General features: G+C 65.2%; 14 protein-coding genes. 12 read left to right on the top strand and 2 right to left on the bottom strand.

The genetic code is table 11. The features are described from left to right. Nucleotides 1–55: 55 nt before the first annotated feature. The 3 genes from BGP17_RS03655 to BGP17_RS03645 are packed head-to-tail and all read left to right on the top strand — an operon-like array spanning nt 56 to nt 3,640. The gene (locus BGP17_RS03655; protein ID WP_286711046.1) at nt 56–1,075 is read left to right on the top strand and encodes an aldo/keto reductase; all 1,020 of its coding nucleotides are present in this window, start codon (nt 56–58) and stop codon (nt 1,073–1,075) included. Next, nucleotides 1,072–2,424: an MFS transporter gene (locus BGP17_RS03650; protein WP_286711045.1), complete on the top strand. Its 1,353-nt coding sequence runs from the start codon at nt 1,072–1,074 to the stop codon at nt 2,422–2,424. Before BGP17_RS03655 ends, BGP17_RS03650 begins: the two co-directional genes overlap by 4 nt. Then, nucleotides 2,405–3,640: an MFS transporter gene (locus BGP17_RS03645; RefSeq protein ID WP_286711044.1), complete on the top strand. Its 1,236-nt coding sequence runs from the start codon at nt 2,405–2,407 to the stop codon at nt 3,638–3,640. Before BGP17_RS03650 ends, BGP17_RS03645 begins: the two co-directional genes overlap by 20 nt. Here the strand turns inward: BGP17_RS03645 and BGP17_RS03640 are convergent. Further along, nucleotides 3,637–4,488, bottom strand: coding sequence for an SDR family oxidoreductase (locus BGP17_RS03640; protein WP_286711043.1), 852 nt, complete (start codon nt 4,486–4,488; stop codon nt 3,637–3,639). The two genes, BGP17_RS03645 and BGP17_RS03640, sit on opposite strands and share 4 nt — an antisense overlap. 150 nt (nt 4,489–4,638) lie before the next feature. On the opposite strand from BGP17_RS03640, the gene BGP17_RS03635 reads away from it, so the two are divergent. Genes BGP17_RS03635 through BGP17_RS03625 form a run of 3 tightly spaced genes read left to right on the top strand, consistent with a single transcriptional unit; the run spans nt 4,639 to nt 8,994 of the window. Continuing rightward, on the top strand, nt 4,639–5,724 hold the full coding sequence (locus BGP17_RS03635; RefSeq protein ID WP_286711042.1) for an acyl-CoA dehydrogenase family protein: 1,086 nt from the start codon (nt 4,639–4,641) through the stop codon (nt 5,722–5,724). Further along, on the top strand, nt 5,724–6,932 hold the full coding sequence (locus BGP17_RS03630) for an acyl-CoA dehydrogenase family protein (RefSeq protein WP_286711041.1): 1,209 nt from the start codon (nt 5,724–5,726) through the stop codon (nt 6,930–6,932). Before BGP17_RS03635 ends, BGP17_RS03630 begins: the two co-directional genes overlap by 1 nt. 10 nt (nt 6,933–6,942) lie before the next feature. Further along, nucleotides 6,943–8,994 (top strand): 3-hydroxyacyl-CoA dehydrogenase NAD-binding domain-containing protein, encoded by a 2,052-nt coding sequence (locus tag BGP17_RS03625; protein WP_286711040.1) that lies wholly within the window; start codon nt 6,943–6,945, stop codon nt 8,992–8,994. Here BGP17_RS03625 and BGP17_RS03620 read toward each other — a convergent pair. After that, nucleotides 8,982–9,683 (bottom strand): TetR/AcrR family transcriptional regulator, encoded by a 702-nt coding sequence (locus BGP17_RS03620; protein ID WP_286711039.1) that lies wholly within the window; start codon nt 9,681–9,683, stop codon nt 8,982–8,984. The two genes, BGP17_RS03625 and BGP17_RS03620, sit on opposite strands and share 13 nt — an antisense overlap. Here BGP17_RS03620 and BGP17_RS03615 point away from each other — a divergent pair. From BGP17_RS03615 to BGP17_RS03590, 6 genes are all read left to right on the top strand, one after another. Continuing rightward, entirely contained in the window at nt 9,674–10,414 is a 741-nt protein-coding gene (locus BGP17_RS03615; RefSeq protein ID WP_286711038.1) for an SDR family NAD(P)-dependent oxidoreductase, read from the top strand. The two genes, BGP17_RS03620 and BGP17_RS03615, sit on opposite strands and share 10 nt — an antisense overlap. Beyond that, the gene (locus BGP17_RS03610) at nt 10,414–11,406 is read left to right on the top strand and encodes an NADPH:quinone oxidoreductase family protein (RefSeq protein WP_286711037.1); all 993 of its coding nucleotides are present in this window, start codon (nt 10,414–10,416) and stop codon (nt 11,404–11,406) included. Before BGP17_RS03615 ends, BGP17_RS03610 begins: the two co-directional genes overlap by 1 nt. Continuing rightward, the gene (locus BGP17_RS03605) at nt 11,403–12,257 is read left to right on the top strand and encodes a TauD/TfdA dioxygenase family protein (RefSeq protein ID WP_286711036.1); all 855 of its coding nucleotides are present in this window, start codon (nt 11,403–11,405) and stop codon (nt 12,255–12,257) included. Before BGP17_RS03610 ends, BGP17_RS03605 begins: the two co-directional genes overlap by 4 nt. A gap of 170 nt (nt 12,258–12,427) precedes the next feature. After that, on the top strand, nt 12,428–14,842 hold the full coding sequence (locus BGP17_RS03600; RefSeq protein WP_286711035.1) for a TonB-dependent receptor: 2,415 nt from the start codon (nt 12,428–12,430) through the stop codon (nt 14,840–14,842). A gap of 13 nt (nt 14,843–14,855) precedes the next feature. Beyond that, complete coding sequence (locus BGP17_RS03595) at nt 14,856–15,776, top strand: alpha/beta fold hydrolase (protein WP_286711034.1); 921 nt, start codon at nt 14,856–14,858, stop codon at nt 15,774–15,776. Between the two features lie 115 nt (nt 15,777–15,891). After that, nucleotides 15,892–16,179, top strand: a complete 288-nt coding sequence (locus BGP17_RS03590; protein WP_286711033.1) for a hypothetical protein — start codon at nt 15,892–15,894, stop codon at nt 16,177–16,179. The last annotated feature ends 8 nt before the right edge of the window (nt 16,180–16,187 follow it).

Below are 16,187 nucleotides of genomic sequence, written 5' to 3'. Positions count from 1 at the left end.
GCTGGCTTGGCTTTGCGCCCACGCTCCGCCACGGTCGATCCTCAGGAGAGCTCATATGCGATACTCGAAGCTCGGCCATAGCGGGCTCGTTGTCTCCAAACTGGCGTTTGGAACCATGACGCTGGGCGCCGCCTGGGCGGGGCCGCTCGCTGCGTTCGACAGCAAGGATAGCGACGCGCTTGTCGGCCAGGCGCTCGACGCCGGAATCAACTTTTTCGACACGGCAGACATTTATCACAAGGGCGAATCCGAGATTCTGCTCGGCAAGGCGCTGGGCGGACGGCGCAACGAGGCCGTGATCGCCACCAAGGTCGGCATGCGCACCGGCCCCACTCTCGCCGATGCGGGACTTGCGTCCCGGCATATCCACGCCTCGATCGACGCCAGCCTCACCCGGCTGGGTACCGACCATGTCGAGGTCTATATCTGCCACCGGCCCGATGCGCTCACGCCGCTCGAGGAAACCCTCGAGGCGCTGGACGCCGTCGTTCGCGCCGGCAAGGCACGCTATATCGGCTTTTCGAACTGGCCCGCCTGGCTGGCCGCCAAGGCGGTGGCGATGCAAAGGGCCAACGGACTGGCGCGCTTCGTCACCGGCCAGATGTATTATTCGCTGATCGCCCGCGACATCGAGCATGACTACGCCCCGATGGCGCAGGACGCCGGCATCGGCACGATGGTGTGGAGCCCACTCTCCAGCGGCTTCCTGTCGGGCAAGTACACCCGCGAGGATCCCGAGGGCGCCAATGGCCGGCTCAACACGATGGACCTGCTCCCGTTCGACCGGGAGCAAGGCTATGGCGTGGTCGATGCCCTCAGGACGATCGCTGATGCGCGCAGTGTCCCCGTGGCGGCGGTCGCGCTGGCCTGGGTACTCGATCGTCCAACGATCTCGACCGCGATCATCGGCTTTACGTCAGCGGCCCAGTTCGACGCCAATCTCGCCGCCGCCGATCTCGCGCTGACGGCCGAGGAAATCGCTGCGCTCGACGCTGCGTCAGCGCCGGTCACTCCCTATCCCCAGAACTTCATCGCCCGTTTCGAAAACGACGCGCGCGCAAAGGCGATCCAATGACCTCAGACCAGACTCGCCTGTCTCGCCGCACGATGCTGGCGCTCGCGGGGCCCAGCATCCCGCTCGCAGCGCTCAGCCTGCCGCTCGTCGTCTATCTGCCGGCTTTCTACACGGGGACGCTGGGCCTCGATCTCGCCGCGGTCGGATCGGTATTCATGATCGTCCGGCTGCTCGATATCGCCTTCGATCCGTTCATCGGCGGCGTCATGGACCGCGTGAAGACCCGCTTCGGCCGCTATCGGCCCTGGCTGGTGGTCGCTGCGCCGATGATCATGCTGGCGATCGGCATGCTGTTCATGGCACACAAGGGCGTCGGCACGCTCTATCTCACCTTCTGGCTGCTGTTCGCCTATGCCGGCTGGTCGATCATGAGCCTCGCCCAGCTCGCGCTCGCGGCGAATGTTTCACCCGATTATCACGAGCGGTCGCGCATCTACGGCTGGTGGCAGATCGCGTTTTCAATCGGGATGATCGGCGCGATGCTGATGCCGAAGATCGTGTCGCTGTTCGGCGTATCGGGCCAGGCCCAGAGCATGGCGGCGATGGCCTGGCTGGTGATCGTGCTGGCGCCCGTGATGGTTGCGATCACGGTGCTTTCGGTGCGCGAGCGGCCAGTGGCGGTCAGCCGCACCGGCGGCGGCATGCGCGAATATTTCGAGCTGATGCGCAACTCGACCGTCCAGAAGCTGCTGGCATGCGAAGGCCTGCTCGGCCTCGCCGGGGGCGCGACCTCGACGTTGGCGCTATTCTTCTTCACGCGGACCAAGGGGCTCGATGCCGCCGATCTCGGCCTGCTCTTCATTGTCCATGCCGTGCTCGGCCTGACCTTCACGCCGCTCTGGTCATGGCTGGCGATCCGCGTCGGCAAGCATCGCGCGCTCGGCAGTGCGAGCATCCTCTATGCTGTCGGCCAGCTCGCGATCATGCTTGCTCCGGCGGGCAATCTCCTGATCCTGCTTGCTTGCCAGGGCATTATCGGCGTCGCCTATGGCGCGGCCTCGCTGCTGCCCCGCGCAATGATCGCCGATATCAGCGACGAAGAGCGGCTGCGCACCGGTCAGGAGCGCACCGGCCTGCTCTACGCGCTGCTGATCGGGGTGTGGAAGATCGGCCAGGCCGTCTCGGTCGGCATCATGTTCTGGGCGCTGGCGATGTTCGGTTTCAATCCGGCGCCTGACGCCGCGAATACTGCTTCGGCGGTGCAGGGCCTGCAGATTCTCTATATCGGCCTGCCCATCCTGCTCTGCCTCGGCGCCGCGCTGATCGCTTTTCGCTATCCGCTCACTGCCCAACGCCACGCGGAAATCCGCGCCGAACTGGAGCGTATCGATGCAGCGCCCGCTCTCTGAATCCGGCCCGAGCGCGCTTTCCGAATGGCGCACCGGCTGGGGCCTCGTCCTTGCCGCCTGTTGCGGCGTCGCGCTGGGCAGCGTCCAGATCTACGCCACTGGGGTTTTCGTCGCGCCGCTCGAGGCTGAATTCCACTGGTCTCGCGCCGATATTTCCGCCGGCATGCTCGCCCCCTCGATCTTCGGCGTATTGTTCTCGCCGCTGCTCGGGCTTTGCATTGATCGTTGGGGCGCGCGCAGGCTAGCCCTTCCCGGCACGATCGCGATGTGCGCGGCAACGGCAGCCCTCTCGCTTGCCGGCCCCTCGATCTACAGCTGGTGGGCACTCTGGGTGGTCTTCGGCGCAGCGGCGCTGTTCCAGAAACCAACCATCTGGTCGACCGCCGTTTCTTCGCATTTCAGCACCAGCCGGGGCCTGGCGCTCGCAGCCATGCTCTCCGGAACCGGCCTGTCCCAGGCGTGCCTGCCCACCATCACGCGGCTGCTGATCGATGAGATCGGCTGGCGCGGCGCCTATATCGCGCTCGGCGGCGGGTTCGCGGCGGTGGTGCTGCCGATGCTATGGTTTTTCTTTCACGATGCGCGCTTCTCGAAACGCGGCGTGGTGCCCCAGCATGCGGTCTCGGGCTGGACGGCGCGTCAGGGATTTCGCACGCGGCAATTCTGGCAGCTGTGTCTCGCTGCCTTCATGATCACCGGGGTCATCGTCGCCTTTGTATTCCATCTCGTCCCGCTCTTGTCGGAGATGGGACTGACCCGCGCCAGCGCCACCTATGTCGCCGGCATCGCCGGCATCTTCTCGGTCGTAGGCAGGCTGGCGGTTGGGGTCATGCTCGATCGCTGGCCGGGACCGCCCGTCGGTGCGGTAAGCGTTGTGCTCCCAGTGATCGCCGCCGGCTTGCTCCTCGCCTTTCCCGGCTCGCTGACGATGGCGATCGTCGCGATCGTGTTCCTGGGCCTTTGCATCGGCGGGGAATATGACTCGGTCATCTATCTCTCGACTCGCTATTTCGGGATGCGAAGCTTCGGCACGCTGTTCGGCTTCGTCGCGGCGGCATTGCTTGCGGGCGTGGGGCTGGGGCCGTGGGTCGCAGGCAAGATCCACGATGTCACCGGGTCGTACGACTTGTTCCTGTGGCTGGTGATCCCTCTGGCGATCCTGTCATCGCTCCTGCTGGGAACGCTGGGTCGTTATCCGGAGCATGTGGCGGACTAGGACCGCGCGGCCTTGTCCCGCGCGTCGATGCCCCGCGCGGCCGCCTTTGCCGCCGCCCATTGCTCGCCGCTCCATTCCGTGAGAGCCGAGAAGTTCTGCCCCGTCGCCTGCCACGCCGCGCCATCGATTGCGATGGTCTGGCCGTTCACGAACTCCGCTCCCGGCGCGAGCAGGAAGACCGCCAGGTTGCCCAGCTCCTCGGGCCGCCCGGTCCGTCCCATCGGGTTCCATCCCAGGCGGCTATCGCCGGTCGGATTGAGCCGCACGCTCGCACCCTCGGTCTGGAACGGCCCCGGACAGATCGAATTGAGCCTGATTCCGCGCCCGCCCCATTCCACCGCCAGCGACTGAGTCATCACATTGACCCCCGCCTTGGACATCGCCGACGGCACCGCAAAGGGCGAACCGTTCCACACCCAGGTCGCGAGGATCGACACCACCGACGCCTTGTCGCCCGCCGCCAGCCAGCGCTTGCCGCATGCCTGAGTCATCTGGAACGTGCCCTTGAACACGATATCGGCGATCGCATCGAACCCGCGGATAGACAGATCCTCGGTCCGCGCGATGAAATTTCCCGCAGCGTTGTTGACCAAGCCGGTGAGGGGGCCCTCCGCCCAGATCGTATCGAGCATCGCCTCGATCGCTTCGCCGGATTTGATGTCGCACACGATCGGGATGGCGCGGCCGCCCATCCCCGCTGCCGCTTCCTCCAGTACCGCCTGCCGCCGACCGCACAGATAGACGGTCGCGCCGAGCTTTGCACAGGCCGCGGCGATCTCCTTGCCAAGGCCGCTGCCGCCGCCGGTCACCAATATGCGGGCGTCCCGCAGCAATCCTTCCGCGAACATCGGCGCTCTCCCATCGTCCGCTTCCGGCTTGGCGCGCATGGACCGCGCGGGTCAACGCAAGCGGAGCACATATCCGATACTTGACCGCGAAGCCTTTGCACCGCGGCTGCAACTGGATCAGGGACAGGGCCATAAGGAGCGGATGAAACCATGCCCTATCTCTATTCGGACGAGCAGAACCAGATTCGCGAGGAAGTCCGCCGCGCGCTTGCCGGCACGGTCGATGCCGCCACGCTGCGCGGGTTGCTCGAAGCGGAAGGCCAGTATGACACCAGCTTCTGGCAGGCGGCGCGCGACATGGGCTGGACCGCGATGGGCATCGCCGAGGAGGATGGCGGGCTCGGCCTGTCCATCATCGAAACGCTGATCGTCGCCGAGGAAAGCGGCCGCGTCGTCGCCGGCGCGCCATTCCTGGCTACGGGCTTCGCCGCTGCACATGCGCTGAAGCTCGGCGGCCAGGCCGAGCTGCTCCAGGCGCTCGCATCGGGCGAAAAGGCTGCCGCTCTCGCCTTCGCCGAAAGGTCCGAGCCCTTGGCGCAGGCAGTCATTCTCTCCGCCGACAATCGCCTGACTGGCGAAAAGACAGCGATCCTCGGAGCGGCACGCGCCGACTTCGCCGTGGTTTTGTGCTCCTCGTCCACCGGAATTCCGCAACTGGCCGTGGTCGATCTCGATTCGGAGGGCGTGACCCGCACGACCTTCTCCACCATCGATAATAGCCGCTGCATCGCCACCCTCCGCTTCGACGGCGCCTCCGCGACCCTCCTCCCGCTCAACGATCCTTCGCAGGTCGCCCGCGCCTGCCTCGGCCGCCTCGCCCTGCACCTCGCCGGGGAAGCGGTGGGCGGCACCGACAGCTGCATTGCCCTCGCCTCCAGCTACGCCAACCAACGTCAGGCCTTCGGCCAGGCAATCGGCAAGTTCCAGGCGGTCAAGCACGCCATCGCCGAGATGTACGTCGCGAACGAGCTCGCCCGCGCCTCCATCCTCGACGCCGCTGTCCGGCTCGACAATGGCGACCCCGATGCCGAGGCCTATGTCGCCGCCGCCCGCCTCAACGCGGTCCACGCCTATGAGTCTTCGGCAGCCGCCGCGACTCAGGTACATGGCGGTATCGGCGTGACGTGGGAGGCCGATATGCACCTTCATTACCGCCGCTCCCGCAGCATCGCCGCCGAAGCCGGCGCGCCCTGGTTCTGGGAAGACCGCATCGCCACGCATCTGGAGGCAGCATGATGCCCGATCTCGACGCCTATCGCGCGACCGCCCGCGCGTGGCTCGCCAGCCACGCCGCCGAATACGGGGTCGAGGCCCGCCGCGGGCTGAGCGAAGCCGATGACCTCGCACTCGGCCGCCGCTGGCAGCGCCTCAAATACGACAGCGGCTATGCCGGCATTTCCTGGCCCAAAGCCTATGGCGGCGGGGGCGGATCCGAACTCGAGCAGGCGATCTTCGCCGAAGAGGAAGCTAAATTCGGCTTCGGCACCTCCTATTTCGGCATCAGCCTTGGCCAGCCGATTCCGGTGATGCTCAAATATGCCGATGAGGAACTCCGCCAGCGCTTCGCGCACCCCGCGCTCAAAGGCGAGGAGATCTGGTGCCAGCTTTTCTCCGAGCCCGCTGCGGGATCGGACCTTGCCGGCATCCGCCTCAAGGCCTTCCGGGATGGTGACGACTGGGTGCTTACCGGGCAGAAGCTCTGGACCAGTTGGGCGCAATATTCGGACTATGGCGTGATCGTCACACGTACCGACCCGAGCGTCGCCAAGCACAAGGGCCTGACCTATTTCTGGCTCGACATGAAGACGCCGGGCATCACCGTTCGCCCGGTCAAGCTCGCCAATGGCGAGGAAGACGTCAATGAGGTCTTCTTCGACGAGGTTCGTATCCCCGACAGCCAGCGTCTCGGTGCTGTCGGCGGTGGCTTCGGCGTTGCGCTCGATACGCTGATGATCGAGCGTTATTCGGCGGCGGACGAGGGCGGTTTCGGCCCCGCGCTCGATGCATTCGTCGAGATCGCCAAGTCGGCCACGATCAACGGCCGCCCCGCGATCGACGATGGCCGCACCCGCCGCGACATCGCCAATGCCTTCCGCCAGCAGCGTGCGCTCGTTGCGATCCGCACCAAGACCTTCATGGCGCTACAGCTGGGCGCCGAGCCAGGCCCAGAGGGGGCGATCCACAAGCTCGTCTCGATGCGCCTGCGGCAGAAAATGTCCGCTGCGGCGATGGATCTGATGGGTGGCGCGGGCTCCGGGCTCGATCCCGATCGCTTCCCCAAGGAGGATTGGGCGCATAGCTGGCTGACCGTGCCGACGCTCCGCATCGCCGGGGGTGCCGACGAAATGCTGCTGAATACCATCGCCGAGCGCCTGCTCGGCCTGCCGCAAGACTACCGCCCCGACAAGGCGGTGCCGTTCGACCAGATCCAGCCCAGCCGCTGACGGAGCCCCAATGACCGCGATCAACGAGGGCACGACCCTCACCATCGAAGACGGCATCGCCGTCGTCACGCTCGATTTCCCGCCGGTCAACGCCATGTCCCCGGCGCTGATGGACGGACTGTACGATGCGCTGATGGCGGCCCTTGCCGACGACGCTGCGAAGGCGATCGTGCTCATTTGCGCGGGCCGTACTTTCATCGCGGGCGCCGATCTCAAATCGCTCGGCAAGGTTCAGCCCAAGGTCGATTTCTTCGCGCTGCAGGACAGTATCGAAAATTCGCCCAAGCCCACGGTCGCGGCGCTCCACGGCACAGCGCTGGGCGGCGGCATGGAGACCGCGCTCACCTTCCATTACCGCATTGCCGTACCCTCGGCACGGATGGGGCTGCCCGAGGTCACGCTCGGCCTGCTTCCCGGCGGCGGCGGCACCCAGCGCCTGCCGCGCATCACCGGCGCCGAGGCTGCACTCGATCTGCTGATCTCGGGCCGTCAGGTCGGCGCGAAGGAAGCGCTCGGGATTGGATTGATCGACCGGCTGGCGACCGAGGGCCAGCTTCGGGAAGATGCCATCGCCTTCGCGCAGGAGCTCGCGGCAGCGGGCAACTCTCCCAAGCGCATCCGCGATCTCGAAGACAAGGTAGCCGCCGACCGCGCCGATCCCGAACTCTTCGCGCGTTTCCGCGCCAGCCATGCCAAACAGCTGACCGGGCTCGACGCACCTCAGGCCATCCTCCGCTGCGTGGAAGCCGCCGTCGCCGGGCCGTGGGAATCCGGAATCGCTGTCGAGCGATCCGAGTTTCAGAGGGTGCTCAAAGGCCCGCAATCCGCTGCGCTCCGCCACGTCTTCATGGCAGAACGCGCCGCGCAGAAGATTCCGGGGCTCGCCCCCGATCTCGCACTGCTCCCGGTCAACACGGTTGGAATCGTCGGTGCGGGCACGATGGGCGGCGGGATCGCCATGGCCTTCCTCGCCGCAGGTTTCCCGGTCACAATCGTCGAGACACAGCAGGCGGCGCTCGACCGCGGCATTGCGAACATCCGAACCACACTCCAGTCGCGGGTCGATCGCGGCAAACTGGCGCAGGACAAGGCCGATGCCCAGATCGCAGCACTGACGCCGAGCCTCGACCTCGGTCCGCTGGCCGACGCGGATCTGGTGGTCGAAGCGATCTTCGAGAATCTCGCCGTGAAACAGGATCTGTTCGGCAAGCTGTCGGCCGTAGTACGCCCGGATGCGATCCTCGCGACCAACACCTCGTTCCTCGACGTCAACGCGATCGCGTCCGCCGCGACGAACCCCGAGCGCGTTCTCGGCATGCACTTCTTCTCGCCGGCGAACATCATGCGCCTTCTCGAAGTGGTGCGCGCGGAAAAGACCGGGGATGCCGTGCTCGCGACCGTGATGGGGCTGGCCAAAAAGCTGGGCAAGGCAGCAGTCGTATCGGGTGTCTGCCACGGCTTCATCGGCAACCGTATGCTCGCCGTCCGTCAGATTGAGGCGGACGCGATGGTGCTGGAAGGCGTACTGCCGTGGGAGATCGACCGCGTCCTTGCCGATTTCGGCTTTCCGATGGGTCCGTTCGCGATGCTCGATCTCGCGGGCCTCGATATCGGCTGGGAGGGCGAGGCCGATACCGTCAAGTCGCGCCTCGTCGCCGCGGGCCGCAAGGGCCAGAAGACCGGCGCCGGCTATTACGACTATGCGGGCAAACAGGCATCGCCTTCGACGGTAACACTGGATGTGGTCGCCGGGCTGGCCGGGGCCGCACCCGGATCGGTCACGCTCGGCGACGCCGAGATCCTCGATCGCTTGCTGCTGCCGATGATCAACGAAGGTGCGAAGATCCTCGACGAAGGGATTGCGCTGCGCGGATCGGACGTCGATCTGGTGTGGATCACCGGCTATGGCTGGCCGGCGTATCGCGGCGGTCCGATGTTCCATGCGGACGCCATCGGCCTGCCGGCAGTTGTCGAAGGTCTGGGCAAGATCGGCATCGAGCCTTCGCCCCTCCTCAGCCGGCTCGCACAGGAAGGCGGATCGCTGGCGAACTACGCCGGCTGATCCCCCAGCAATTCGGCAAGCTCCTCGGCCACCAGGTCGAGCCCCACCTCGACATCGAAGCGTGGCGCATCCTCCGCCGCCGCGCTCGCAAACTGGTCAACGCGCGCAAGCGCGAGGCCGAGCCGTGTATCGGTACGCACGCCACCGTTCGCCAACGCCGGGAAGCGCTCGCGCAACATCCCCGCCAGCACCTCGCGATTCTCGTCCAGCAGCCGTCTCGCAGCCTCATCGTTGGCGAGCCCGAGATGAAAGAGCGGCATCGCATCCCGATGCCGGCGCAGCGCCGCGACATATTCGACCAGCCAGGCCCGCGCTGCGGCGACATCGACCAAGGGCGCATCGCACAGCTCGCGAAAGATCAGCCGGACACCCCGCATGTTCGACGCGAGCAGCTCGAGCAGGATCGCATCCTTGTTGGCGAAATGCAGATAAAGCGTCGCCCGGCCGACCCCCGCCTTGCGTGCGATTTCCTCGACCGAGGTTTCGGCCACGCCCTGCTCGTAAAAGCATTGCCGCGCCGCATCGGCGATCCGCCGCCGCGTGATCCGCCGCTGATCCTGCCGCGATGTCGGCCGCTCAAGGCTCATGCGAAACGCATATGTGATAGGTCGTCCAAGCCGGTCATTGTCATTGGACAGCTGCCAGTTCGCTGGACAATTGTCCAGCCAAGGAGAGTCGAATGACAGCAAGCGGAGTCTTGGCCGGAAAGGTCGCGCTCGTCACCGGCGGGAGCCGCGGCATGGGCCGGGAGATGGTCCTCGCCTTCGCGCGCGAAGGGGCCGACGTGATCATCGCCAGCCGCAAGTTCGACGCGTGCGAAGCGGTCGCTACAGAGGTTCGCGCGCTCGGCTGCCGCGCCCTGCCGATCGCCGCGCATACCGGCGACTGGGATCAGATGGAGGCGCTCGCCGAAGCAGCCTGGGCCGAATGGGGCCGTATCGACATACTGGTCAACAATGCCGGCATGTCTCCGGTTGAGCCGAGCAGCGTCGCCACCAGCGAAGCGCTGTTCGACAAGGTCATCGCGGTCAATTTCAAGGGCCCCTTCCGGCTTGCCGCACTGCTCGGCACGCGCATGCGCGACGCCGGGAGCGGATCGATCATCAATGTCTCGTCGCTCGGCGCGAAGAATCCCGTGCCCGGCATCATTCCCTATGCCGGCGCAAAGGCCGCACTCAACGCAATGACGGTGGGCCTGGCACGCGAGTTCGCGCCCCACGTCCGGGTCAACACCATCTCGCCAGGCATGTTCGCCACCGACATCTCGAAACATTGGGTCGATACCGAACGGATGCAGGCCAACATCCCGATGCGCCGTTTCGGCGAGCCGCACGAGATCATCGGTGTCGCGCTCTATCTCGCGTCGGACGTGTCCTCCTACACCACCGGGGCGGATATTGCGGTAGGGGGTGGCATCTGATGCGTGCGCTGCGCAGCCATGTTGTCGGCGGTCCCGAGACGCTCACGCTCGACGAGATTGCGGATCCTGCGACCGTGGAAGGCGAAGTTCTGATCGCAGTCCATGCAGCGGCCCTCAACTATCCCGATGTCCTGCTCATCCAGGATCTCTACCAGATGCGCCCGGCGCGTCCTTTCTCCCCCGGCTCCGAAGTCGCGGGCGTCGTCGAGGCTGTGGGCGCTGGCGTGACCGCGTTCAAGCCCGGCGACCGCGTGATCGGCCTTACGGCATGGGGCGGACTCGCCGACAAGATCTTAGTCCCCCAATCGGGCTGCATTGCGATCCCGGGCTGCGTGCCGTTCGACGAGGCGGCCGCACTGATGGTGACCTATGCGACCAGCCACTACGCCCTGCGCGATCAGGCAGCGATCCAGCCCGGCGAGACATTGCTTGTCCTTGGCGCATCGGGGGGTGTCGGCATCGCTGCGATACAGCTTGGCAAGGCTTGCGGCGCCAAGGTGATTGCCGCCGTCTCCTCCGACGCGAAGGCCGAACTGGTCCGCAGCCTCGGCGCCGATGCAGCCGTGATCTATCCCGCCGACCTCACCGATCGCGCCGCCGCGCGTGCCTTCACCGATGCGATCAAGGCCGAGGGCAATATCGACGTCGTGCTCGATCCGGTCGGCGGCCCGTACACTGAACCCGCCTTTCGCGCGCTCGGCTGGCAGGGAAGGTATCTGGTGATCGGGTTCACCGCCGGTATCCCCAGCCTTCCACTGAACCTCACCCTGCTAAAGGGTGCGCGGGTCATTGGCGTCTTTTATGGCGATTTCTCCCGCCGGGAGCCGGAAAAGCGCCTCGCCTATCTCGGCGAGATCGCGGCGCTTCACGCCGCGGGCAAGATCCGTCCGCATATCTCCCAACATCTGCCGCTCGCGCGCGCGCCCGAGGGCTTGGCAGCACTCGCCAATCGCCAGGCGACCGGAAAGATCATCATCGAGTTCCAGCCATGATCGTCAACCAGCTTCATCCCCACTTCATGGCCGAAGTGACCGGGCTCGATCTTTTGACGCCGCTTACCCCGGATCAGGCCCGCGCCGTGCAACAGGCAATCGATACCCATGCGGTCCTTGTCTTCCGCCACCAGGCAGCAATGGACGATGAGGCGCAGATCGGTTTCAGCGCGCTATTCGGCCCGCTTCAACGGTCGATCACCGTTCACCGGGAGGATACCGAACGCCGCCTCAAGCGCGACGAGCTCAGCGACATTTCCAATGTCGATGAGGAAGGCCGCCGCCTCGCCGCCGATGACCGCCGCCGGCTCCTCCAGCGCCCGGCCCGCCTCTGGCACACCGACAGCTCGTTCCGGGATCCGCCGGGTCGTTACACCTTCCTCGCCGCGCGGATCCTTCCGCCTGAAGGCGGCGACACTGAATTCGCCGACATGCGTGCCGCCTATGATGCGCTGGACGAAGTAACGAAGCTCGCGCTCACGGGCCTGCGCGTCTTCCATTCGCTGGGCCGTTCTCGCCTTCTCGCCGACGCACCCGCGCTCAGCCCCGACGAGGAACGCAACCTTCCCGGCGCCGAACAGCCTCTGGTACGCCGTCACCCTTCGGGGCGGGACGCACTCTATCTTGCCTCGCATGCCGAAAGCATCGTTGGATGGGACGCGACGGAAAGCCGCGAGCTTCTCGATCGACTCACCGAGCACGCGATACGTCCGGAGTTCGTCCACAGTCATCAGTGGCGCGGTGGTGACTTTGTGATGTGGGATAACCGCTGCACGATGCACCGCGCCACGCCCTTTCGTGACGATCTTTATCGCCGCGATATGCGCCGAACGACAGTCGCCGACGGCTGAGCCGTTTCGGACGCGACATATTCGCAACACTCCGAGCAATCCCTGATGGACCGTCAGCACGGATGTGCTGAATGGTTCTCCCAAAGTGGATCGCAAACCGACATGCTGTATGTTCCCATTCAGCCGACGCGAAGAAATCGGCCAGCAATCACAACACCCGAGGAGGGGATATGACGTCGATTTCCAAGCGCGCGCTGCTCGCAAGTTGCGCTGCCATCATCTTCAGCGCCACGCCGGCTTTGGCCAATAGCAGCGACCCCGTCACCAGCGATGATCCGACCGCCGCGGCGCAGGACGACACGAAGGCGCAGGACAGCACCGACAACGGTGAGATCGTCGTGACCGCCCGCCGCCGCGAAGAAGCGCTTTCGCGTGTTCCGGTCGCCGTCACTGCGTTTGGCAGCGATCAGCTCGAGAACCGCTCAATCACCTCGATCGAGCAGCTGACCCAGGCGACGCCGGGCCTGACCTATGGCCGCTCGGGCGGCAGCGCCAATCCGCAGATCGTCATCCGCTCGCAGAGCCGCTCCAATATCGGTGACGCCGCGCAGCCGGTGCTGACCTATTTCGCCGACGTGCCGCTTCCTTATGTTGCAAGCGTCATCCCGACCTATGACCTCGCCTCGGTCCAGGTCCTCAAGGGGCCGCAAGGCACGTTGTTCGGCCGCAACTCAACCTCGGGCGCAGTGCTCGTCTATCCGGTCGCGCCGAACTACGAACTCGGCGGCTATGTGTCGGCCTCGTACGGCAACTACAACGCGATCGTCGCGGAAGGCGCGATCAATATCCCGGTCATCACCGATCATGTCGCGATCCGCGTCGCCGGCCAGCGCAACAAGCGCGACGGCTACACGGTTTCGCAGATCACCGGACAGGATCTGGACAATCGCAACGACTTCTCCTTTCGGGTCTCATTGCTGATTGAAGCGGGACCGGTCCACAACACCACGGTTTACGACAGCATCCGCTGGGAGCGCCAGGGCGACGGCGCATTGCTGACCCATCTCTATCCAGGCACGATCACGCCGCGGCTGCCGACCTTCAACGTCCTGTACGACTGCAACACTTCGGCCTCGTGCGACGTGGATCTCGCGCTGGCCCGCCAGCAGGCAGCCGGCATCCGTAAGAATTTCACTTCGCCCCGCGTGTTCCAAAATGTCCAGCTTCAGGGCCTCTCGAACACGACGACGGTCGATGCCGGCAGCATCACGTTCAAGAACATTCTCGGATATCGCACAGCATTTCACTATAGCCTTACCGATACCGATGGCACCGAAATGGGCCTGACGACCGCAGAGAATCTTCAGGACTTCAGCCAGTTCAGCGAGGAATTCCAGGTTCAGGGATCATTCCTCGGTGATCGCCTCGATACCATCCTCGGCGCCTTCTACGTGAAATCGCGCCCGAGCGGCCGTAACGGCCTCATCGTAGCCGCCTTCACGCCGCGCCTCCCTGCGTCGCTGATCCAGAGTTATCGCACCCAGACCAGCAAGGCACTGTTCGGGCAGGCGACCTTCGACTTTGGCAGCGGCGTGAAGCTCGATGCCGGTGCGCGTCACACCTGGGACAGCACCACTGCCTGCGCGCTGGGCTATCCCGCCAACAACCCGTTCGTTTTCGGAACCCCGGTGGCGACGCTGGACCAGTGCCGCAACGGCGGTACGATCACCGTCAATGCCACGCCGCGCGCAATTCAGGGTACGCAGGCCACCGTGAAGTCGCAGGCGTGGACCTGGAACGTCGGACTCAACTACCAGGCGAGCGAGAATGTCTTCGTCTATGGCACGGTTCGCCGGGGGTATCGCGCGGGCGGCGTCAACACGCCGGTTCTGGGCGGCATCCTGACCCCCTTCCAGACCTACGCGCCGGAAACGGTGGTCGACGCCGAAGTCGGCCTGAAGACTCACTGGTCGGCGGGCGGCGTGCGCGGCACGTTCAATGTCGATTTCTTCCGCGGCACCTATACGGGGTCGCAGCGCGGCGTGAACGGCACCAACAATAATTTCGACGGTGACGGAAATCCGAACAACGATCCGTCGGCGGGCACGATCATCATCAACGCCGGCCGCGCGCGCGTGCAGGGCTTCGACGTCGATTTCACGATCACGCCGACGCGTGGTCTCACCCTCTCGGGCTTTGCGAGCTACAATGACGCGAAGTATCTGGAAGTCGGGACGCCGGCGATCCTGGCCTCGCGCAATGCCTTCCCGGCGAACGCAGCCGATACCGCCTTCCCGTACGCTCCCGCGCTTACCCTGGGGGGAAGCGTGAGCTACGAGACGACGCTCAGCGACGGCATGGGTGGCATTTCGTTCAATCTGGACGGGTATCGCGCCAGCCGGACTTACTACAGTCCGTTCAAGACCGATCTCAACCTGAGCCGTCCGGCCTATGCGGTATTCAACGCACGGATCGATTGGGAGGATATTGGCGGGTCGCCGGTCACGCTCGGCCTCTATGCCCGCAACCTCTTTGACGAGGAATATTCGGTGGGCGGAGCCAACACCGCCACGTCGGCCGGCTATGCTTCGCTCTTCTACGGCGAGCCGCGGATGTACGGGATACAGGGCCGCATCAAGTTCTGACGCGTTCCAATCCTTGAGTAAGAAGACGGCGGGCCGGTTTCGGTCCGCCGTTTTCGTTTCTGCGCGCAGCGGGAGAGATTCGATGCAACCAACCATGCTCCAGGGTGCCGGCGTCCGGATCGCCGCCGATATCGGCGGGCCTGCCGACGGGGCGCCGGTAGTGCTTCTGCACGGTGGCGGCCAGACGCGCTTTTCATGGGGCTCGGCGGCAGCGACGCTTGCCGGCGCCGGCTACCGCGTCCTGTCGCTGGACCTGCGCGGGCATGGCGAAAGCGGCTGGTCGCCCGACGGCGACTATGGTCTCGACCGGTTCATCGACGATCTCGCAGCGATCCTGGGCGCGCTGCCCGCGCCGGCGATCCTGGTCGGCGCCTCGCTCGGCGGCCTGACCGCCCTCGTGACGATCGGCGAAGGCCGCGCAGCTGCCGCCAGCCTCGTCCTGGTCGATGTCGCACCCAGAATCGAGGTCGAGGGCGCCGCGCGCATCGGTGCCTTCATGCGCGCAAGTCCGGACGGCTTTGCCTCGCTGGAAGAAGCCGCGGACGCCGTCGCCGCCTATCAGCCACACCGCCCTCGTCCGAAAGATCCTAGCGGGCTGCTGAAGAATCTGCGCGTCGGTGAGGACGGCCGCTATCGCTGGCATTGGGATCCCGCCTTTACGGGAAGGGAAGTTTCTTCGTCCGAATTCATCCGGAACGGCGAACGCCTGCGTGCGGCGGCGCGCAATTTGGCGGTACCGACTCTGCTGATCCGCGGCGGCCTGAGTCAGGTTGTTAGCCTTGAGAGCGTGAAGGAGTTTCAGGCGCTCACACCGCACGCCGAGATCGTCAACATCGCCTCCGCCGACCATATGGTCGCGGGCGATCGCAACGATGTTTTCAACGATGCGGTCATCGATTTCCTTCACCGGCACGGCGCGCAAACAAAAAACTGACAACACAACAGTTTTAATTGACGATCCATCATAAAACCAGTTGCATGGCTTGCTGCAGCGCGTCAGAGCTTGATCATCTGCGCATCCGCAGGAGGTTTGCTGGAGGTTGTTTCCCATGAAGAATACATCGCTTTCCGTGTTCGCGGCGGCTGCCATGCTGCTTGCTCCCATCCCCGCATTCGCGTTTCAGGGCGCGCCCGCCGAGACGGTGCAGGCACGGAAGAATCAGGTTCTGATCGACGCCGATGGCCGCAACCTGGGCAAGGTCAAGGAAGTGAACAGCGCTGCTGGCTATGTCACCTTCACGTCGAACATGAAGCTCTACCGCGTACCGCTCTCGTCGCTCAGCGCTGATGGCGCGAAGCTCAAGACCACGCTGACGCGCGCCCAAATCGGTCTGTGATCAAGGAA

Source organism: Sphingomonas sp. 67-41 (assembly GCF_001899725.1).
GTDB classification, from domain to species: Bacteria; Pseudomonadota; Alphaproteobacteria; order Sphingomonadales; family Sphingomonadaceae; genus Sphingomonas; species Sphingomonas leidyi.
This window is presented reverse-complemented; position numbering and strand designations above follow the sequence as displayed.